Origin of the sequence: Vibrio campbellii CAIM 519 = NBRC 15631 = ATCC 25920 (assembly GCF_002163755.1) — a bacterium.
Classification (GTDB): domain Bacteria; phylum Pseudomonadota; class Gammaproteobacteria; order Enterobacterales; family Vibrionaceae; genus Vibrio; species Vibrio campbellii.
Genome location: NZ_CP015863.1, coordinates 2,124,442 through 2,145,778, shown reverse-complemented (window position 1 = coordinate 2,145,778; position 21,337 = coordinate 2,124,442). Strand labels below are relative to the sequence as shown.

Below are 21,337 nucleotides of genomic sequence, written 5' to 3'. Positions count from 1 at the left end.
AAGAGTAGCATGTCAACCTTCAACATTCACGCTGCAACCTTTTCGAAGGTGAGCCAACACTCTGAGCCTAAAACAGTTTTGTCTGTGGTTGTGCCATTCTTTAACGAGCAAGAAGTCTTGCCGGAATTTCATCGTCGTTTGGTTGCGGTTCTGGACGCTATGCCAGAGCGCTGCGAAATCGTGTACGTCGATGATGGCAGCAAAGACGACAGCCTAATGATCGCGCAAAACTTTTCTCAATCTTCTAGCGACGTTCGTTGTATTGCATTAAGCCGTAACTTTGGTAAAGAGTCCGCCATGAGTGCAGGTTTGGAACATTGCCAAGGCGAAGCGGTGATCGTGATTGATGCTGACTTGCAAGACCCTCCTGAGTTGATTCCGAAGATGGTCTCCAAATGGCGTGAAGGGTATGACGTAGTCAACATGCAGCGCAGCGAACGCCATGGTGAGACGTGGTTCAAGCGTTTCTCGGCCGCCTGCTTTTACAAAGTGCTCAACAGCATGGCTAAGCTTGATGTGCCAGAGAATGTGGGCGATTTTCGTCTACTAAGCGCAAAGGTGGTTAAGCACATCAATGCGCTTCCAGAACGCAATCGGTACATGAAGGGCATTTTCTCGTGGCCGGGCTTTAAACAGGTGACGGTGCCGTTTGAGCGTGATGCTCGTTTCTGTGGCGAGACCAAGTGGAACTACCTCAAGTTGATTGGCCTAGCAATGGACGGCATTACCTCGTTCTCGATTCGTCCTTTGCGTTTAGCGACGTTAGCGGGTGCGTTAGTTGCGTTCAGTGCCTTTCTTTATGGCGCATTCATCGTGATGAAAACCGTGGTGTTTGGGGAACCTGTGACGGGTTACCCATCCATGATGGTGGTTCAACTCGCATTGGGAGGAGTTCAACTGCTGTCGATTGGCCTTTTGGGCGAATACATCGGGCGTATTTTTGTCGAGACCAAGCAGCGTCCTCTTTATCTTATCCAGTCTGTTTACGAGCAGCCTGCGAAACATCAATCCATCCAAACCATGAAGTTTAAACTAGGAGAAACCGCGTAATCATGAGTATTAATAAAACCCATCTGTGGTTGTTGTTGGCGTTTGCGCTTTTACTCCGTCTTATTTCACTTGCGACTTACCCTTTGATGGACACCACAGAAGCCCGCTACGGCGAAATGGCACGCTTGATGGTGGAAACGGGTAATTGGCTCACCCCTCAGTTTGATTACGGTGTCCCTTTTTGGGGTAAGCCGCCGCTGTTCACTTGGATGAGTGCTTATGGCATTGAATTGTGTGGATTGAATGAATTCGCGGTGCGTGCACCACACTGGTTGGCTGGTGTGGCGACGATCTTCTTTATTGCCTTTATGGCTTATCGTGCGGGTACTAGCTCGTTGATCGCAGCGCTAGTATTGTCGACGTGTGGCATTTTCTCTATTGCTGCGGGCGCGGTGATGACAGACATGGCGCTCACTCTAGCAATGACGATGGCAATGGTCGGATTCTACTACTGCTGGCTTGGTAAAGATAAACACAGCCGCCTATGGGGATATGTTGGTTTCTTTGGTCTGGCTTGTGGCTTGCTCGCAAAAGGACCGGTAGCCATCGTGATCATGGGGATTGCAGTGTTCCCTTGGTTGGTGATTCAGCACGGCTTTTTTGGGGCGTTTAAAGCGTTGTGGCAGCGTTTTCCTATTGTGTCAGGTTTGGCGTTGATGTTCGCGATTGCTCTGCCTTGGTACATCATGGCAGAGATGGCGACACCGGGATTTATTGATTACTTCATTGTTGGCGAACACTTTAAGCGTTTTGTCGTGAGTGGCTGGCAAGGGGATTTGTACGGTTCCGCACACGATCAACCTCGTGGGATGATCTGGGTATTTTGGCTGCAATCGGCAGCGCCTTGGTCAATCGTATTGCCTATCTTGGCGTGGAAGCGTCGTAAGGTGCTCAAAGCTATTGAAACTGATCATCAAGGTCTATTTAGCTTCCTGATCTGTTGGCTGATTTCACCAATGATTCTGTTCACGATGGCTGGGAATATTTTGCCTGCTTACGTTCTACCGGGCATTCCAGCTCTGGGCATTTTGGTGGCGATGCTGGTGGATAAAAACGACTTTAAGTGGGTAACCGGTACTGCTGCGGTACTACCGGTACTGCTTATGATTGCAATGTTGGTATTGAACATGGGCAAAGCAGACAGCCGCAGTGACCGTATTATCTTCTCGCAAATCGATGACAGCGCTCCTGTATTCTACATTGGCAAACGACCGTTCTCTGGCCAGTTTTACAGCCATGGTCAAGCGAAAAAGCTGGAAGATGCCAATGACTTAACTTACCTGAAGAAATTCCACCTGATTGGTAAATCGCAACAAGTGGATGTGGTTATTCACGATAACGCTTTGAGCTGTACTAACGACTTCACAGCCAAATCGAAACGTTCACTCTATACCTGTGTGATGGGGTAACGGAGTGGGTAAATTAACAAAATTTGCTCCGTTAGAAAGGTTTGCTCTGGTTGGTGGTATCGGCTTTGTGGTCGATACCCTTATCTTTTCCTTGTTATTCCATGTGGCTGGCTTGGATCTGATGGCGGCTCGCAGCATCGCTTTTTTGTTTGCAGCAACCACGACTTGGCTAGGAAATCGCTGGCTTACTTTCTCTCAAGCAGACAAACATAACCCGTTGTATCAGTGGCTGAAATTTATGGCGAGTGCTTGCATTAGTGCAGTGCCTAACTTTGCCGCTTTTAAAGGTTGGACGCTTATGTTCGGAACACAAGACTATATGGTGTTCCTGGCTCTGGCTCTGGGAATATTGGTTGGCATGATGAGTAATTACTTACTCAGCTCAAAGTGGGTCTTTAGCCAACAATGAGCCTTACTTTCGTTTCAGGGAGTAAATAACTGCAATAAAAACAGGGATATGAATAAAATTAACTGTGACTCGAGTCACGGTTTGAGTAATCTAATACTCAGTAAAAAAGAGCAAAAATGCATGAATACTTTCGTATAAAATGCATTTTATTATTTGAGTTAATATTTTATAAATACAATAACTTAGACAGATTATTGGAAGGCTTTATTTATTGTAGGGCTCATACGTTAAAATATAAAACTGACCACATACGTTACGCTGTTAACAAGTTTTATCTTTTTATTCTCTTTCTGTTCATGTCTTGACGTCTCCTGTTCACCTCTGTTGTTTAAAATCCATGAAATTTCTAAAAATAATGCCAATCTATCATCAGTTACAGAGGTGACTATGTTTAACAGTATACGTACTCGAATCGCAGTCAGTGCGGGCGGTGCAATGGCGTTCACTTTATTGATTGCAATGGGTATGACTACCGATGCATTTACTGACGTGAACAAGCAAGTGAACGAGAAAGTAAAAGCGCAATTAACGGATGCGACCAGTACCGATCTGCAAAACACTGCGATTCAGCAAGGTCTGAATATTGCGAACCAGCTTGATCCTGTACTTGCAAACTTGAAGCAAGTACGTTCGATCATCGAGTTGAGCTCAGAAACTAACGCAAGTGCAGACCTTATTGTTAAACAGTTTACTGCCGCGCTAGAAGCACAAAACAAAGCGGTATTTGCAGGCTACATGGTTTGGCAAGACAAAACTTGGCCACAGCAAGTGACGCTTAATCCTGAAGACGGTTTTAACAGCCAAGGTTACCTTGCGCCTTTTTTCTCGCCAAATGATCAAAACAGTTTTGATGCAGTGGCGATGGAAAGCTTTAGCAACACAGAGCTAAACAGCAGTGGCGAACGCAAAGACGATTGGCACTTAATGCCTTACGAAACGGGCAAAACCTTCGTCATGGAGCCGTACTTTTATCCTGTACGAGGCAAGCAAGAGCTGATTACAACCATCAGCCAACCGATCAAACAAGATGGCAAGATCATCGGTTCGCTTGGTTTTGATTTGTCTCTGTATGAACTACAAAGCCAGAGTGAACAATCAGCGCGTAACTTGTTTGATGGCAAGGGTAAAATTCTTATCACCTCTTGGAAAGGTATTACCTTGGCAAACAGCCGAGATGGTGCAATGGTGGGTAAGAAAGTTTCTTCAGAGCTGGCTGCCGAGTGGTCGAACATTCAGTCGGTTGCGAAGCGCGATGGTGCTGGCCTTGTCGCTTTTGATGGTGATGAGTATGCGATCACCGCTATTGATACCAGTGATGCGCCATGGGTAGTCATGGTGTCGGTTCCCAGTAGTCACCTCACAAAAAGCGTCGATGAGTACCAGCAATGGAGTGATGAGCAGAGTTCGGAAGCGCTTGAAAAAGGTGTGTGGGCGGGGATCTTCGCTGCTATTTTAGGCATTGCCGCGATGGCATTCATTGCGAACTCGCTTGGCAAAGTGTTGAGCAACTTGGTTGAACGTTTTAAAGACGCGGCACAAGGCGAGGGGGATCTGACTTACCGTATTGAAGTGAAGGGTAAAGATGAAACCGCGCAACTTGCACATTGGTTCAATACCTTCTTGTCGCGTATGCAAGAGATGCTATTGACCGTAATGGCAACCGCAGATCAAGTGGATAAGAATGCAACAGAAGGCCAAACACGTGCTGCGGCTTCTCGCGACCAATTGAATGCTCAGGTTAACGAAGTAAACTCGTTAGCAACGGCGATCAATGAAATGAGTGCAACCGCGCAGGAAGTTGCGAACTCTGCGGTTCAAGCAGCCGCTGCGGCAAGCCAAGTACAAAGCAATAGCCTGAACGGCATGACGCGAATGGATAACGCTGCGAGTGCGGTGGATAGCTTGGCAATGCAAGTCAACGATGCGCAGCAACAAACGCAGAATCTGGTGGATTCCAGCACGGCAATTCAGGGTATTTTGAGTGAAATTGGCGGTATTGCTGAGCAAACCAACTTACTAGCGCTTAATGCAGCGATTGAAGCTGCACGCGCAGGTGAGGCTGGCCGAGGTTTCGCGGTGGTGGCCGATGAGGTTCGTAACCTTGCAAACCGCACACAAGGGTCGACGGAAGAGATCCGCGCAATGCTGGCTCGACTAGAGCAAGAAACGCAATCGATCGTTGTGCTGATGGAGCAAAGCCAAAAACAAGCGACCGATACTAAGGGCGAGACGCAAGCGGCACATCTAGCGCTGTCTGAAATCAACCAAGCGATTGAAGTCATCAACGACATGAATAACCAAATCGCTTCGGCAGCAGAAGAGCAGAGTTCTGTATCGGAAGAGATCAACCGTAATGTGGTGATCATCAACGATACCGCAGTAGAGGTGATGGACACTATGACCTCTTCTGTAGAGATCAGTAACGAACTCACCGTAAAAGCGAGCGATCTTCACGGTGAACTGAGTAAGTTTAAGCTGTCTTAATTCCGTCTCATCGTTATTAATTTAAACCGAGTGCTTTACGTGCTCGGTTTTTTATTATCTAAAGTTCTGGATTAAGTTGGTCTCAAAGCATGCTTGGGCTTAGGTTTGAACGATAGACATCGTTGCGTGAGCTTGAATCTTGCCTCATTGAGAGTGGCGCATATCAAAGACATCTAAAACTCAAATCAATTGAAAGTAATTCGTGCATGCTATGGTCTTTGTAGTCTGATAAGAATCAACATCAAGAGAGTTGTAATGATAGAGATTGAGCCAATCACTCCGCATATCGGTGCGCGTATTCATGGCATAGATTTGGCCAACTGCAATGCAGAAGATCTGGAAGGAATTTATCAAGCCCTAATAGAGCATCAAGTTATCTTTTTTGATGGTCAAACTATGTCACCTGAGCAGCAGTTAGAACTGGCTCAGTACTTTGGGGAGTTGGAGCCTGCTCATCCCTTCTTTCCCAACGTCGAGTCCTCGCCTCAAGTCAGTATTATTGAAACCACCAAAGGCAATGCGCCACTCGAGAGTTACTGGCATACCGATTTAACGTGGAGAGAGCAGCCTTCTAAAGGGGCGATTCTGCATGCTCAACACGTCCCGAATACTGGCGGAGATACGATTTGGGTTTCTATGACTGCCGTTTTTGATGCGCTCGACAATACGATGAAAACGAAGTTAAGACAGTTGTCTGCAACCCATTCTCTTACTGCCTTTGAAGAGGTTGCTGAGGAAGATATTGAGCTTGATTGGCATCATCGACTGCTTGAAGTTTCTCATCTAAATCCACCCGTTGTGCACCCAGTGATAAAAATACACCCGGAAACGGGCAAGGAAACCCTATTTATTAATGAGCAGTTTACTCGTCATATCAATGAAGTGGGGCATACGGAAGGTAAGCAGCTGTTAAACGAATTGTTTGCGATTGCTCGCCAGCCAGAATACCAAGTTCGGTTTAAGTGGCAACCAGGTTCTGTAGCGATTTGGGATAATCGTTGCACTCAACATTACGCGGTCATCGATTATGGGGACCAACCAAGGAAGATGCATCGCGTCACTTTTGTGTAGTTCACAAGCTTCCTGCCGAGTTTAACTTAAGCTAGAAAATTCTGTGACATTGCTGTGCACTCGGCATTTGAAATTGATTGGGTCCAGATATAGGCAAAGGTATGTAAGGAATCATAAGCTGGTCTAGCATAGAGACCAGCTTAGTTTTGGGGTAACTACTCAATACGAGCCGTTAATTGGTAGTTTTCAAAGTTAAAGTATCCTCTAACTAAGATCAGGTATACACCTGCTTCCGGGTTGTTGAAGCTACATTGCTCTTTGCTTTCATAGGTTTTGGACTGACATTGCGCTTCAATTGAAGTGGGTTTTTCCTCAAAGCTAACGAATAAGTCCGCATCGTTATCACTTTGGTAATCTGAGCGCTCTAAATCTATAACCAGCTTATCTTTACCTGGAGGAACTAACACGGAATAGTAATAATCTTGACCTTTGTCTCCTTGCAGTTCCTCAAGCGGCGTTCCGAGTCTCAGTTCAGTAATGTCTGAAGGTAGCGCACATATTGCATTTACCCCAACGCTGTAAAATGCATCAATAATATCTCTTTGCTCAAGTTGTAAGTCTTTGGCAGCACGTTTCACACCGCAAGCCGCATGGTTAAACGTCGATTGCTCGTGCCAATAAAGCTGATTAGCTAAAGCAAAAACCCTAAATGCGTCTTTGATGTCCCAGTTGTTGCGTGTGACCAATAGATAGAATGCCTTGTTAAAAATGCCACTACTCAAATGAACATTCATCCCATCACGGTAATCACGAAAGTGTCCAATGGAGCGACCATCCTTCTCTGGCTGATCAAAGTAGCGTAACCCGCCTTCCCCTTTGGTAATGTCTGATCCAACAACCCAGTCAACAGAGCCTTTCATATAGAATTCTGCTGCCTCGCCAGCGATGTCAGAAAACGCCTCGTTGATGCCTCCAGATTGATTATTGTACTCAAGATTTGAGTTTTGTTCCGTAAAGCCATGACTCACCTCGTGAGTACTAACGTTGATGTCGACAAGCGGGTAAAATGTGGTGTCACCATCTCCAAAGGTCATGGCTTCACCATCCCAAAACGCGTTTTCAAATTTATAACCAAAATGGACACGCATTTTGAGTTTAAAGGTTAGGGGAGCGGTATTAAGCCAATCCTGATACAAACGGTATATCACATTGCCAAAGTAATGAGCATCATTAAGCGCAGAATAAGCACCGTTAACGAAGCGTCGATCATTGGTATTTTTTTCGTCGTAACAAAGATAAGAGTATGGCTTTTGTTCCTGCTCCAAATCCCAGCTATAGCGCATATCAACTGTCATCACCTTATCATTATCAAGGTAACAGCGGTTTCCTTCTTTTGTAATACTCAGGTGCTCGTAATCCGTACCATAACGATAAGATTGTGTTTTCTCATTGCCGCCAATACCACTACCTAGAGCTGGGGCCATTGCATGGTGCATTCCGTCCCATTCTCTGATTAGAGCGCCAGTTTTAGCGTCTATAATCACGAATGGTCGGCTGATCGTGTTGCCTTCGACTTTAATAAAATTTAATTCGTAAACGTACTTAGCTTGTTGGTTGGTATCGAGTTCGATGAGTCGCTTAATCTTGATTGAGTTTTGTTGCTCTTGACTTAAATTACGACGATTTATCACGAGCTCTTTGATAGCGTCTGAGCCAATAACAGAGGTTTCTTCAGAAAGGTCTTGAGCTAAGCCTTTGACGACCACACCATGTGCTTCTAGGAAGCGGCTTGGCATTTGAGGGGCGACACGGATCGTCACAATAGCTGATTTGATATCGGTGTTATTGTACCGTTGGCTAAACTTTTGTCTCGTTGTGCCATCAGGGAGCTCTTGCGTCAATTCTAAATTGAGTTCACTAGACGGTTCTAGAGATAATAACGCTTTGAGTTGCGAAATTTCACCCGCTCCAATGTTTATTTCCTCTAGGTCAATAGTTTCTGCTGAAAAAGACGTCGATGAAGAGAGGCAGGCCATGCCAAATAATGCATTTTTAAGAATAGTATTTTTTTTCATAATTTAACCTTTTGGGTAGAGAATTTAACCCTACAGGAAATTACAAATTATCTACAATCAGATGTTTTAAAAATGTAAATTATCAGTTTTTTGATATTTTGTTTTTTTATGCAGGTAAGAAAATAAAATGAGAGAGAAGGTCAAATATATAGTGGTTTTTTACTGATTTTGAGACTTGTAAAATATATCTATTTATTTGAATTGAATATTTAACTCTTCAAAAAAGTTACAAGTTTGTGACGTTTGTCTTTCTAGGTGTCTGTATTTATTATGAAAGAAATTTCCACTTCGCTTCATTTTTAACATAGCCATTAAATGATGATTTTATTGGTTTTGATACGAGGAGATAAATTAAAACTCCGTTTTAGATTCATGATTTATCTGATTTTATAAATCTATAGGTAATATTGGTTCCTAGACTGTGTCAATGTCGAGAAAGGGAGGGGGAATGGTTTTATATTTATTCCTATTTACTAGGAATAAAGATATCTATTTTAAAACCAAGTCTATTCCGATGTTAATAGGATTAAGAGGGCAGATAAAGACTGTTGTAATATTTTATGAGTTCTATCTGACGGGTGGTTATCGGTTTCTTTTTAAGTTTAATACTACTAAAAATGGCTCCTGATTAAGATCTGGAGCCATTTTCGTCATTCTGAACTAGGGAGAGTTCGCTCTTTATATCAACTTTGTCAAAACAGATATACAGTAGGTATAATTATCAACTTATAGTCAGTAAGGGCCGTTTCCTGAGCCCCATCCTTGTCCACTCAGTGCGTTTTCTACTAGCTCCTCTATTGCCAGTCTCTCCGCTTCTTTTTTAGCACGATCTTCACTTTTAATGATGTCTTCGAGCGAAGTATGTAATCCAGAAAAAGCAGGGCCAATAGACTCCATATTTTTATAGAAGTAACTTGGCAGCCGATGTGTGTTAAGTGTGTCTCTGAGACAATCTATCTGTTGCTCTTTGGTCCTTTGAACAAATGGACAACCATAATCTTCCGCTCTGAATTGATTGAACTCAGGCGTTTTAAGTTTTCTAACAAAATAAAACACATTGTTTTTTATAACCCCACCAAAACCAGTTTCAAACATGAGGTCGGAAAGTTGAATTGATGCTATGTCTTCTCTTACCTCAGGGTTATTATTATGAATGTAAAGGATTAAATCTTTGGTACTAAAGGCACCAAGTGCTGCTCTGTAAAGCCTTATTTCTTGCTTGTTAGAGATTGTCTTGCTGAATAATGTTGTGTTCGTCGGCTTATGATAGACAGAGAGCACGTATTCTGACTCATCTTGTTCATGGAAAGTCGTAGAAGCTGTGATAGAAAATACACCTTTTTTGAAAGTGGGAGTAAATACACACCTATCCTCTAGTAACATATATAAAACAGTAGGTAGTCGCCACTCACTCCTGCTACATCCATACCTTAACACCTCACCTTCAAGTATTCTTGGTATTTTCTTCAACACAACATTTGTAAAAATATTTACCGCAAAAATTTTATTATGGGAACCAGGATCAAACTGACCTGAGCGAAGAGACGCCAGTTTAACTCCTGAAGAAAGTAAAGATTCCATTTGACCAGTAGCAGTAAGCCACCTGAATGTCATATTTGCAATACTCGATAAGCTCAGTTCTACGCCTTCACTTTTAATTGCATCTTTGATTTCTTTAAAAATCATGAGACGTTCGTTATCACTTAAGTCATTCAAATTTCGACTGCGATCGATAAAATAAGGCGCATTCTCATGCACATATGTTTTTAAACCCAGTAAAAAAGGGATAATTTCACGGACGTAATAGTGTGGGAAGGCAATGCGATAATTATCGAATCCCTCTATTGCGAGTGATCTTTTGGATACAAATTCAGCCACGCTTGTTTCACCGTAGCTTTTAATGGGTGAATAATCGTTATAATACTCTACAATAAAGGATGTTGTACAACTTTCACAGCGCACCGCTCTACCTGGCTTGTTTAATGTTTCTCCGATTGTAGAACTCATTAGTTCATTCATTTGCAGGCTTAAAATATTACCTTGAGAGTAGCTACTCAAAATGGATTGTAATAATAGTAGGTAAGCCCTAGAGAGATTGTTTTCAAAATTAAAATTTTCCGATAAGAAAGGAATATCAAGACGTTCAAATTGATTATTCTCTAATTCTTTGAGTAATGTGGCATAAGCTCCTTTAAACTCTATGGGCGTTGCTTGTGCGTTCGCTATTAATATGTCTTTAAGAAGCTCTTGCTTCATTAGGCTTATTCGTATGTTCACAAAGCTCAATGGAACATCGAATGCTGTGAGGTTTTCGCCACCTTGTTCTAACTGAGTATATGCATCTTGAAGATAAAGCAGTTCTTGCTGAGCGAGTGTGGAACCCGTCTCCCTTACTTTTATCTGTGCTGTAATTAAAAGCGAGTATATCGCATGCTCACAGTATCCGGGACTGACAGTACATTCATTCGCAACCTCTAATTGCTTGAGGAGCAACTCTTCTGACTCTTCATTATTAAGGCTAGAATGATAAACACCTAATTCACTAGAATATATATGGTCTTTTAAATTGTCAGAAAGGGAGGTAGCGTGTGCAGTTTTTATTGATAGTAAAAACGTTAATATGAAAAAGAAGAAATTTTTGGGCATAACTGACTCTCTTTAGAACGATATTTACTAATACCGTTGTTACGTTTTGTAGTTTTAGTTTGACGCATCATACAGAAGTCTAGTTGCATATCAAATTTAAATGTAGAGAATTCGATTTATTGATTTTTATTTTAGTTAGCTTGCGAAATGTGTAATTTTATGGGTTTTCGATTTTTTATGGGGAATTATTAAAAATAATAGTTTTTATTTTTATGATATGTATTTATGAGAAATATTATTCAGAGATAGTCAGTTCTTAAATCATAAAGAATCATTAGTTAGAGGAGCGCTATTCTGAACTTAGAGACGAAAAGATTCGTCTCAGGCTCTGATAGTTTAACTGGTTGGACTTCGGGTGAGGGACTAATAGACTAATAGAAACGATATTTATTTGCTTGAAATGACTTCCACTAAGGTTGGTTTCTGTAGAGTGAAGGGTAGGTTTAAGACCAATGCTCTAAGACAAAAAAGCCCCAGAGTTACCTCTGAAGCCTAAGTAATGTATGATTTCTTGGAAACTGATGGCTCAATGGGACTATAAAATTTTGCGCATCAGTCTTTTTACCGCCGGTTATAGGAAAAAGCTTTGGCCCTAAAACCGCTTAGTAATTTCTGGTCATTAGACCAAGGATAGAAGCGCTATTCTCATCAAAATATAAAGTGACGGATTTTGTTTCTCCTTGAGCGAACTTATCGTTCTGCTCAATTGAAGAAGGGGATAAGTATACTTGGCCACCAAAGTACGCTTTGATTTGGGATGTCTTGAGCTGAATACCACCGCCTGAGTTGTTGGTGATAACGGCTTGAATCATGCGTTTGCCTGAAGGGCTGCTGAATATGTCGTAGCTCTCTATCGTGAAGTAACTGTAAGAGGGCATATCTTTACTGTGTTTAGGTTCTGGTACAAAAGTTGAGCCGGAAACTGATCTCACAAATTGCATGGTGTCTTGCGATTGAGAGATGCTATCTTGGATATCACCGATTTTATTTTTTATGTTATCAATGTCGTCTTTGCTTTCTGCACTCGCGCTCGTGGAAAAGGCGCAAAGTAGCATTAAGATGGTTACATAGTTCTTGTTTGACATACTTATACTTCCTATTTTTGCTTATGCGAAACACAGTAAAATTGATTTAGATTAATTATGTCAATGTTGCGTCAATTCACTTATTAGTATTCCTACTGTCAGTAGATGGCTAGACATCAACTGCTTCCTTCCCTCACTGCGATTATAGAAAGAGATAACATGATGCTCCAAAGAGGCAGCTTCGGGACGATTGGGTTCCTAGTGTGCAGTTCTTTATGGCGTCGCAGTGATAGTAATATGAACCAAAGACAGAATAAAAGGGCTCCGAAATTACCTCTGGAGCCCTTTTCACTGTTTATGAATTGGAAGTAGCTTGCTGTTCACCAGCCGCTTTTAAGCGTTCAATTTCAGATTCCGTTTGCCACTTGCCGTTGTAAAGGTATTCTTGCTCTGGGAGCGGGGCATTTGACGCCCTTAAATCAAATACCTCATCGGTTTGATATTCTTTATAACAAACTGGCGTACCAAACAGTCTAGCCTCTGGCTTAGCTTCAAATAGCTTTTTGTGGTCTGTGACTTCTGTACAGTCAAGCTTATATTCCGTGGTTAGCTGATTGACCATAGACTCTAAGTCAGATACGGTTTTGAAAAATACGTAATAGTGGAATCGGTTGTGTAAGCGTGAAATCTTAGTATGTTCCATATTAATGTATTCGCATGTGTCATGCTTAAAGAAGAACTTAATCACTTTTCTTTTCTTATTGTAATCAGCAAAGAGCCAGTCTTCTCGCTCTCCAACTCTCACTTCTGTTGGCTCATCAGGCTTGCGTTTCAGCATACCAAATGAAACCAATATAAAGCCACCAGCTCCGACAAGAACTATCGGTCCAGCAACTCCAACCATCACGACACAAACTATTGCTCCAATCCAGCCCATGACTTGAGCCGCGGAGTTTACCCAATTCGGTAAATTACGTCGTTTTTTTATAACTAACCCGCGATCGGAGAAGGTGTAATCATACCGATTGTCCAAACCAAATGTCAGATAAGACACTCCAGACATGATTATCGTCAGCCCCGATAAAATGTAAGTTAAGATCATTTCACTACTATCATGTAGGAAATAGGTAAGGAAAAATAATGGGCTGACAGCAGCTATAGCAATTGATAGGTATAAGTATCGAAAAGGCTCTTCAATATCGTGCTTATGCCAGACTGTCAGATTCATCCCATTAAGAATTTTTTGCTCCTGCTCTTCTTGGTACGCTGAAAATTCTTCTGGGGTAATATAGAAAGGTAAATAAGCCAAAGGTTACTCCTGTAAGCTAAGTTCACTATTAATTGGAGATAATGAACTTCTGATCGTTGCTTGTTTGGTATTGTCTGAAATTGCCGTATAAGTTGCACGCTGTTTTGCATTATTTTGGAACCAGTACTTACGGTTAAATTCGCTCTTCTCATCAAGAATGTATTCTATCTCAAATGCTAAATATTTAGCCGAGTCTTTCATTGGTAAAGTCAATTTATAGACGCTTTGAGAATCTGAGGAATCTGTTGAACTATCCAACGTTTCTAGATCTACTCCAGTGTGCCAAGCTCCCGACTCCAGTCCTCCCTCTGTTACAGAAGTATTTGTCCGAAGTTTTATTCCATCTCTTGCTGTATTGGTGGGAACTTGGATATGTAGCTCAATACCAAACAATTCTTGTTTTGCTGCTGGATACTGTGTTGTTGAATTCGGAACGGTACGCATCAATGGTATTTGGCAGATCAAAGGTTTATCCATTATGGTTTTTAACTCAAAAAGAGCCTCTTGCACTAAAGAAGAATTATGCTTTTCTCTCTCTACCAAGCTTGAGGATTGACTCCACAGGGCTTTATCTGGGTGATAGCCCCAAGGAAGTTTATCTAACCATTTTTGATAATCGTCTTGTTTAAGTTTACTCATTATATGATTACTAAGAAGGTAAACTGCAGTAAGGCCCATAATGACAAACATGATCGGACCTCCAAACAGGATATTTGCTGACCATACGCCAGTTATTCCTCCTACAGCTTGAAAGGTCCCTACTGCTGTAAGTCCAACTAAAGATGCAAAGTTGAAGTACTCCACAACTCTAGCTGTTCCATGAAGGTTGTCTATTTTCTGCCATGAGCGATAGGCCTCTATACCTGAAGCAAGAGCACCAATAACTCCGGTTACAGCTAGCCATTTATTGAATACCTTTAAGTCATCAAGGATCAAGTTATCAAAACCACGAGCATTATTATTTACTAACTCTTTTAATGCTTTATATGAATGTGACCTTAACCGAGGATCACCCTTCACACTATCCCATAATTTACCCGTACGAATCCCCGTCCAAGCGTTGGCTGTATATAAAAGCTTTTGCTGGATATCTAAAAATTCATCTGAGGACATTAACCCAGTGTCTTGGATACTACTCATGGCATCACCAAGCGCGATGCAGTTAAATACTAATGCCATAAAGCCTAGGCCACCTGCATTCTCGAACAGTTTATTCAAATCATTGAGCTTATTAGTCACGAGTCGCATTCGCAGTTCGACGGTTTTTTGAGGCAGATCATCGGGTAATTCAATATACTGTGGGTACTCCAATGTAGCCACAGCGAGTGCCTTCTTAATTCTCTTTTTATTTTTTAAAGCTGTTTTGTATCTAGAGTCGGCTTTGCGGTTGTTTTTCTGGAAGTCAGCAATGACCGCATCGTTTTTCTTGAGCTCACTTGGGTAATCATTTACGCGTGTTTTCCATTTTTTAAAATCGCGAGCGTAGCTTTCATTTACAGTAACAGGCATATTGTGTGCCATATGCTCTGCTATGACGGCAAACAAATAATAGCTATGGCGGTTCAGAGGTTTAGCAAAAACAGGCATCAGCATAATCGATGCTTGTGAAGTCATGCTAACGCCAAACTCTAAAACTCCTTTTGCAAGTGCACCTATTGCAGATTTAAAGATAATGTCCAGCTCTTGGAAACCTTTGGCGATATCCTTGAGAAAGTCCGTTTCCGCAGTGTTTGGGTTGGAAACAAAATCCATGATCTTAGAGTACATGCTCACACGGTTGCTTGTAGCAGAGATCTGGTCCATCAACTGATTATCAGGGGCAGAATTTTCTGAGGCGATCGACCGTTCATTCTGCGCCTCAGTAATATTCTTCTCTATTACTTTAAATAAACTTCGACTAAACCCTGAGGCATAGAGTGAAAGTAAACTGGTTGGTTTTTCCCATTGGCTTTCAGCCCATTGGCGGTCTTCTTCTTGCATCACTAAAGTAAATGACTCAACGGCTTGTTTATGAAGTTGATACAAGCTGTATTGTGTGTCTTCACTGTATAGGTCGAAGGTTCTCTCGAGGTGATGCGGTGTCAAAGACTCCATTACAGCAATAAAGTCGCTTTTTACTGAGACAACTTCGGCAAGCATGGTTTCTTTTTGTTCTGACAGCTCCTGCATCTCACTCAGCATCTGCTTCCAGTTGAGCTGCTTGCGCCATCGCTCAGTCGCTATCCATTGTTCGTATTTACCAAATCGGCTTGCAGAAATTCGATATTTGTCCTGTATTGCTTTGGCAATGTCACTTTGGGTATGTTGGTGTGATTCAATCGCTCCGGCGGAAAATTTAGCAGGATAGCCTGATTGAACTGAGCTTTTATTCTGCTCTGCCAAATCAAGTTGACTCGAGGAGTCATAATATTCTGCCATGTCGGTATAAAACGACAGCTCTTCGCTGTTACGCTTAACGCTAGCTGGCATGTCTATCTCGTCAATTGCCCCGAACATGCACAGTTGCATGGCGGTCTGCATCAAGTTCCACTGGTTTGAAAACTGGTCAGTGAAAAGGCGGTATGGGCTTGCGGCACCAACAAAATGCAGCGACATATCTTGAATGTCTGCGGCGTAATCTTTTATCGCGACAAAGTAGCCCGATTCTTCTTCTGGAATTGCAGAGGTTAACTCGCTCTCGGCTGCGACAGGTTTAAAGGTAGAACCATCTTCATCAGCTTTGGTGGCGATGCCAGAATCCGCAAAACGGCCATCATCAACGGCAGAAGATTCAATATCAGCCACTTGAGTTAACTTATCTATGGGTGCAATGTTGTGCTGATTCTCGTTTGCAGACAGAACAACAGTCTGCATGCGATCGATATGATTACTCGGATTGTTAAGGACGCGCATGAACATGTTCCATGTCCAGCGGTGTTCAGAGTAACAGATCGACAGCACGCTCCCATCTTCGTAAGTAAGAAAAGGTTTTGCGCCTTCTGGGGTACCACGCTGTTCGGATTCTGGGCTTTCCGACTCTCCCAGCTTGTAGAGCGTGAATTGCGTTCCTTTGACTTCGTATTCGTCTAGGCTTTTGTTGATTGCATCATAGACATACAACCAACCATCGCGAAGCTGACGCAAGGTGTAGCCAACGGTATTGAGTTTGGCTGGGCCTTGGCCTTTCCACTCGTCAGGCAAACCAAAAGGTTGTGTTTCTTCTGTTTCTAGCTGATCGATGGCGTAGCGAACAGGGATGAAGTGTGCCGGTAAAGCCTCTGTTGGTTCTTTCTCGGTTTTTAAATTGAGAGGTTCTGGTTCAGACGGCGGTGGCGGATCGATTTTTTTTGTTTCTCCCTCCCAAAACATACTGCGCTCTGGAGGTGAGCCAGCCATATCGTCGGATGCGGTGGTTGGAACGGTATTCAGAGATTTCAACGTGCCATCGCTTTCAAATGCCTGAACAGCTTCTTCGTGGGTATAGCTGTTGTCGTGCCAAAACATCGAAGTTTTCGGGGGAAGTGGATTGCTCATCGTTAGCCTATGTTTAAGAGTTTTCCTTCATTAGGCAAATATCGCACCAAAATAAAATATATGAAAACCAATGGTTTAATTCTTTTTAAATTCTGCTATCACCAAAAAGTTGTTTTTTTTCCAATAAGTTGGTTGGCGAATACCATTTTTTGTATCGAAAGAGAATAAGTGTGGTTGAAAGAGCTCGTTCTAAAGAACAATGATTATCCAGACAAAACAAAAGGGCTTCAGAGTAACCTCTGAAGCCCTTTTTAATATTCAAGTTTACTATTCAAGCTCTATTGAATTAACGGCGCTTAGGTTTGCGTTGACCCGTTGGTTTACCTTGACCTTGAGGACGACCTTGGCCTTGTGAGCCCGCACCGTTGGAGCGGTTTTGGTTGTTACTACCAGGACGTGATCCCGTATTAGGACGCTGACCGTTTTGGTTGCCACGACCTTGGCCGTTTTGTCCGCCTTGAGCTTTACCTGAACCGTTGCGGTTGCCAGATGGCTTGCCGTCGCGTGAGCCACCTTCAGAGCGTTTGTTCAAGTGGCCACCGAACCCCGGTTGGTTCTTGGTGTGTTTGGTTGCAAAACGATTTGCGCCGTGTCGACCAGACTTACGACGTTGTGCTGGCGTTTGCGCATCAATGTCTTCTGCAGGAACTAGACACGTTGTCTTGTCACCAATAAGGTGCTTTTTACCCATGTTGATCAGCGCTTCACGGATCATTGGCCAGTTATCAGGATCGTGGTAGCGAAGCAGGGCTTTATGTAGGCGACGTTGACGTTCACCTTTGGCCACTGGCACATCTTCACGTTTCTTGTATTTCACGCGTTTTAGAGGGTTTGTCTCTGAGTAGTACATCGACGTTGCGTTACACATTGGCGATGGGTAGAAGTTCTGTACTTGGTCACACTCGAAGTTGTTCTTCTTCAGCCATAGAGCCAAGTTCAGCATGTCTTCGTCTTCTGTACCCGGGTGCGCAGAAATGAAGTAAGGGATCAGGTATTGTTTTTTACCCGCTTCTGCGCTGTACTTCTCAAACATCTCTTTAAAGCGATCGTAAGTACCCATGCCCGGCTTCATCATTAGATCCAGTGGACCTTTTTCTGTGTGCTCAGGAGCAATTTTCAGGTAACCGCCTACGTGGTGAGTTACCAGCTCTTTCACGTATTCTGGTGATTCAATCGCGAGGTCGTAACGTACGCCGGATGCGATCATAACTTTCTTCACGCCCTCTACTTTACGCGCTGCACGGTAAAGGTCGATGGTGTGCTTGTGGTCCGTGTTTAGCTTGTTACAGATACCCGGGAACACACAAGAAGGGCGACGACAGTTTGCTTCTGCTTTTGGATCGCTACAGCCAAGACGGTACATGTTTGCCGTTGGACCACCCAAGTCAGAAATTGTACCGGTAAAGCCAGGCACTTTGTCGCGGATTTCTTCCAACTCATTGATGATGGATTCTTGTGAACGGTTTTGAATGATACGGCCTTCGTGCTCAGTAATCGAACAGAAAGAACAGCCACCAAAACAACCACGCATGATGTTAACCGAAGTTTTGATCATGTCGTAAGCAGGGATCTTTGCTTTGCCATACATAGGGTGAGGAACACGCGCGTACGATAGGCCGAATACGTAGTCCATCTCTTCTGTAGTCAGAGGGATTGGCGCTTGGTTTACCCAAAGTTCACGGTCACCATGACGTTGCAGTAGAGCACGACCCGAATATGGGTTAGTTTCTAAGTGCAGAACACGGCTGGCATGAGCATAAAGAATGCGGTCGTTGTGCAGTTTTTCGAAGGCTGGTAGGCGCACAGCTGTGTTCGCTGCATCATGACGTGATGGGCGAATCGTGATTGGCTGTGCAACAGGCTCTTCTTTTTTGGTATCGCACTGAGTTTCCACTTCGTAAGGGTTCTTTGGTACGAACGCTTCTTTACGAGGTTTCTCAATACGAGAAGAATCGATAACGGTGTAACCTTCTGGCTCTGCTGGCAGGTTAACCGCAGTACCGCGAATGTTGGTCATGGTCGAAATGTCTTCGCCATCAGCAAGACGATGTGCGACTTCTACTAGGGCACGCTCAGCGTTACCGAAAAGAAGAATGTCCGCTTTCGCATCGAACAGCACAGAGCGACGAACTTTGTCTGACCAGTAATCGTAGTGAGCCACACGACGCAGACTTGCTTCGATACCGCCAAGAACAATAGGCGTGCCTTTGTAGGATTCACGACAACGCTGTGAATATACCAAGGTTGCACGATCTGGACGCTTGCCGCCTTCGTTGTTTGGCGTGTACGCATCATCGTGACGAAGCTTTTTGTCCGCTGTATAACGGTTGATCATCGAGTCCATGTTACCCGCGGTGATCCCGAAGAACAGATTTGGCTTACCAAGCTGCATGAAAGCATCTTTGTTGTTCCATTCTGGTTGAGCAATGATACCGACACGGAAGCCTTGTGCTTCCAGAAGACGGCCAATGATCGCCATACCAAAGCTCGGGTGGTCCACGTACGCGTCACCCGTGACAATGATAATGTCACAACTATCCCATCCTAGGGCGTCCATTTCTTTGCGGCTGGTCGGCAAGAAAGGTGCCGTACCAAAACACTCAGCCCAGTATTTTTTGTACTCATGAATAGGAGTAATGTCGTTGGTCATATTTTGCTCTCTGTTCCAGGGAGCGCGAATTATAGCGATTTGATAATCAGGTATCTATACCCAAGTCCCCATATCAAGCTTAGTTCAGTAAATTTTATTGCTAGATGAAAATAACTCGCAATTAGGCTGGTGGTTTTTACTACGTTATGTCCTTCAAAGCCTTATGGTTATTGGCTTTGCAGACGATGAAAATTTATTGTTGAGCAATAGTGTGCTTATCAAAAACTCTTTCTATAATTTAATTAAGCGCATGCTAATAAACACGTCATTTTGACTTTAAATATTGACCGAGCGTATCGACGTTCCAAGTGGTGTTTGACCACTTTGTAATCATAAAACTACAGCAAAATCAGGCGACACCGTGGGTAGCCAATATTCATATTCATGGCTGATACAAACAGGGGGCTAGGTTATGAGTGAATTAGTGTCTATTCCACAAGGAGAAGTGCAGCCCGCATCCGGTCATTCTCAAGTTATCGATTGGTCTTACGATATCCAGACCCGAGAATTTGAATGTGACCAAAAGGGCATGATGTCCGCATTTGGTTTAAAGAAACAGATTAGCGGGTTGGATGAATTGCTGGAGCATATGTAGTTAGGGCAACAAGACGCTGCAAGAGAAAAAATTGCTCAGATAGAGCGTCATGGAGGACATGGCAACTTGTCTTGTTGCTTAATGCCAAACGAAGACATGCTCGTTCACGTCGATATGAGCTTTGAGCGCCTGAATGATCACATTGTTCAAGGTATCGTAATTCCTCAATTGACGATCACTGGAAGTGAGGAATTGGCGAAAATCCTCGAAACCATTTTTGACTTGCCCAATGTGGGGATATTGATTGCTGACCAAGATACTCGAATTATGGGTTGTAATCGGGCTTTTGAACAACAGATGGGGTACGAAAATCGCGATATCATCGGTTTGAAAACCAACATTTTTAGCTCGGACCATCATAGCCAAGCTTTCTACGACGACATGTGGGAGCAGATTGACCAAGCAGGCTACTGGAGCGGTAACTTATTAAATCGCACTTCAAAAGGAAACCATCAAGCGCACCATTTGTGTATTTATCGTCTTAACTTTACGTCTGGTCGAACCCTGTATCTTGGCGTTTCGACGGATATCTCTGCTTCTCTGCTTTGGATGAAGAAAGTGGGTGAGCAAACCCAACAATATTCTGCCTTTTTGCCTCCACGTGATGAGTTTGAAACGCAGCTTGGAAATTTAGCACGAGAAAACAGTAACAAAGATTTGAGCATTGTTATGGCTCTGCGCCCCTGTTTCTCGGAAAAAACGGCGCTTGAACAGCAACTTGGGTTCGCGATTTTTTAATGTGAAGTCGCCACACGAGTATTGTGGGTCAGTTATCTAAAGATGTTTTCGCCGTCTGTTTGCAAACGCCTCGTTGCCAATGGCTCAGCCCTCTGAGATTGATTCAATTTACATTTAACACCCGCGATGGGGACGGATCTGGAATCGGAGCGAGAGAATCGTATCTGGAAGCGTCCGGTTAACCAAATAATGAATACGGAGTTTGAACGAGTGGATGCGAGCTTGCCCGTATCTGAAGTGAAAGCCTTAGCTAAAGCGAGGGTCAAGTTCCCATGGATTTTATGTGACTCGCAAAACGAGTATCGTGGCTTACTGACTCAAGAGGATGTGCTGGGTTATTTGGCTTCACTCTAATGGATGCTTACCCATGAGTAATAACTAAAAGCCATGTTGGGTTTAGGTGGTTTGGCGGTAGGCGATTTG

General features: G+C 43.2%; 12 protein-coding genes and 1 pseudogene. 7 read left to right on the top strand and 6 right to left on the bottom strand.

Features of this window, described 5'->3' with window-relative positions:
* The first annotated feature begins 9 nt into the window (after positions 1-9).
* The 5 genes from A8140_RS10320 to A8140_RS10300 all read left to right on the top strand — a co-directional run bounded on the left by A8140_RS10320 (position 10) and on the right by A8140_RS10300 (position 6,423).
* Complete coding sequence (locus A8140_RS10320; RefSeq protein ID WP_005535075.1) at positions 10-1,050, top strand: glycosyltransferase family 2 protein; 1,041 nt, start codon at positions 10-12, stop codon at positions 1,048-1,050.
* 2 nt (positions 1,051-1,052) lie between these two features.
* On the top strand, positions 1,053-2,459 hold the full coding sequence (locus A8140_RS10315) for an ArnT family glycosyltransferase (RefSeq protein WP_005535077.1): 1,407 nt from the start codon (positions 1,053-1,055) through the stop codon (positions 2,457-2,459).
* Between the two features lie 4 nt (positions 2,460-2,463).
* Positions 2,464-2,868, top strand: coding sequence for a GtrA family protein (locus A8140_RS10310; protein ID WP_005535079.1), 405 nt, complete (start codon positions 2,464-2,466; stop codon positions 2,866-2,868).
* A 387-nt stretch (positions 2,869-3,255) separates the two neighbouring features.
* Positions 3,256-5,352 (top strand): methyl-accepting chemotaxis protein, encoded by a 2,097-nt coding sequence (locus A8140_RS10305; protein WP_005535081.1) that lies wholly within the window; start codon positions 3,256-3,258, stop codon positions 5,350-5,352.
* Positions 5,353-5,607: 255 nt separating this feature from the next.
* Positions 5,608-6,423: a TauD/TfdA dioxygenase family protein gene (locus tag A8140_RS10300; RefSeq protein ID WP_005535083.1), complete on the top strand. Its 816-nt coding sequence runs from the start codon at positions 5,608-5,610 to the stop codon at positions 6,421-6,423.
* Positions 6,424-6,578: 155 nt separating this feature from the next.
* Here A8140_RS10300 and A8140_RS10295 read toward each other — a convergent pair whose 3' ends face one another.
* From A8140_RS10295 to A8140_RS10265, 6 genes are all read right to left on the bottom strand, one after another.
* On the bottom strand, positions 6,579-8,438 hold the full coding sequence (locus A8140_RS10295; protein WP_005535085.1) for a M4 family metallopeptidase: 1,860 nt from the start codon (positions 8,436-8,438) through the stop codon (positions 6,579-6,581).
* Positions 8,439-9,170: 732 nt separating this feature from the next.
* Positions 9,171-11,084 (bottom strand): hypothetical protein, encoded by a 1,914-nt coding sequence (locus tag A8140_RS10285; RefSeq protein WP_005535093.1) that lies wholly within the window; start codon positions 11,082-11,084, stop codon positions 9,171-9,173.
* A gap of 602 nt (positions 11,085-11,686) precedes the next feature.
* Positions 11,687-12,169 (bottom strand): hypothetical protein, encoded by a 483-nt coding sequence (locus tag A8140_RS10280; protein ID WP_005535095.1) that lies wholly within the window; start codon positions 12,167-12,169, stop codon positions 11,687-11,689.
* Between the two features lie 295 nt (positions 12,170-12,464).
* The gene (locus A8140_RS10275) at positions 12,465-13,418 is read right to left on the bottom strand and encodes an APC family permease (protein WP_005535097.1); all 954 of its coding nucleotides are present in this window, start codon (positions 13,416-13,418) and stop codon (positions 12,465-12,467) included.
* Between the two features lie 3 nt (positions 13,419-13,421).
* Positions 13,422-16,931, bottom strand: coding sequence for a T6SS effector BTH_I2691 family protein (locus A8140_RS10270; protein WP_033000530.1), 3,510 nt, complete (start codon positions 16,929-16,931; stop codon positions 13,422-13,424).
* 286 nt (positions 16,932-17,217) lie between these two features.
* Positions 17,218-19,581 carry a YgiQ family radical SAM protein gene (locus tag A8140_RS10265; RefSeq protein WP_005535102.1) on the bottom strand — a complete coding sequence of 788 codons (2,364 nt, stop codon included), beginning with the start codon at positions 19,579-19,581 and terminating at the stop codon, positions 17,218-17,220.
* Positions 19,582-19,993: 412 nt separating this feature from the next.
* On the opposite strand from A8140_RS10265, the pseudogene A8140_RS25595 reads away from it, so the two are divergent.
* Positions 19,994-21,021: pseudogene (locus tag A8140_RS25595) on the top strand (PAS domain S-box protein); the annotation flags it as partial.
* A gap of 82 nt (positions 21,022-21,103) precedes the next feature.
* Positions 21,104-21,268, top strand: coding sequence for a hypothetical protein (locus A8140_RS25590; RefSeq protein WP_231708891.1), 165 nt, complete (start codon positions 21,104-21,106; stop codon positions 21,266-21,268).
* Positions 21,269-21,337: the final 69 nt, after the last annotated feature.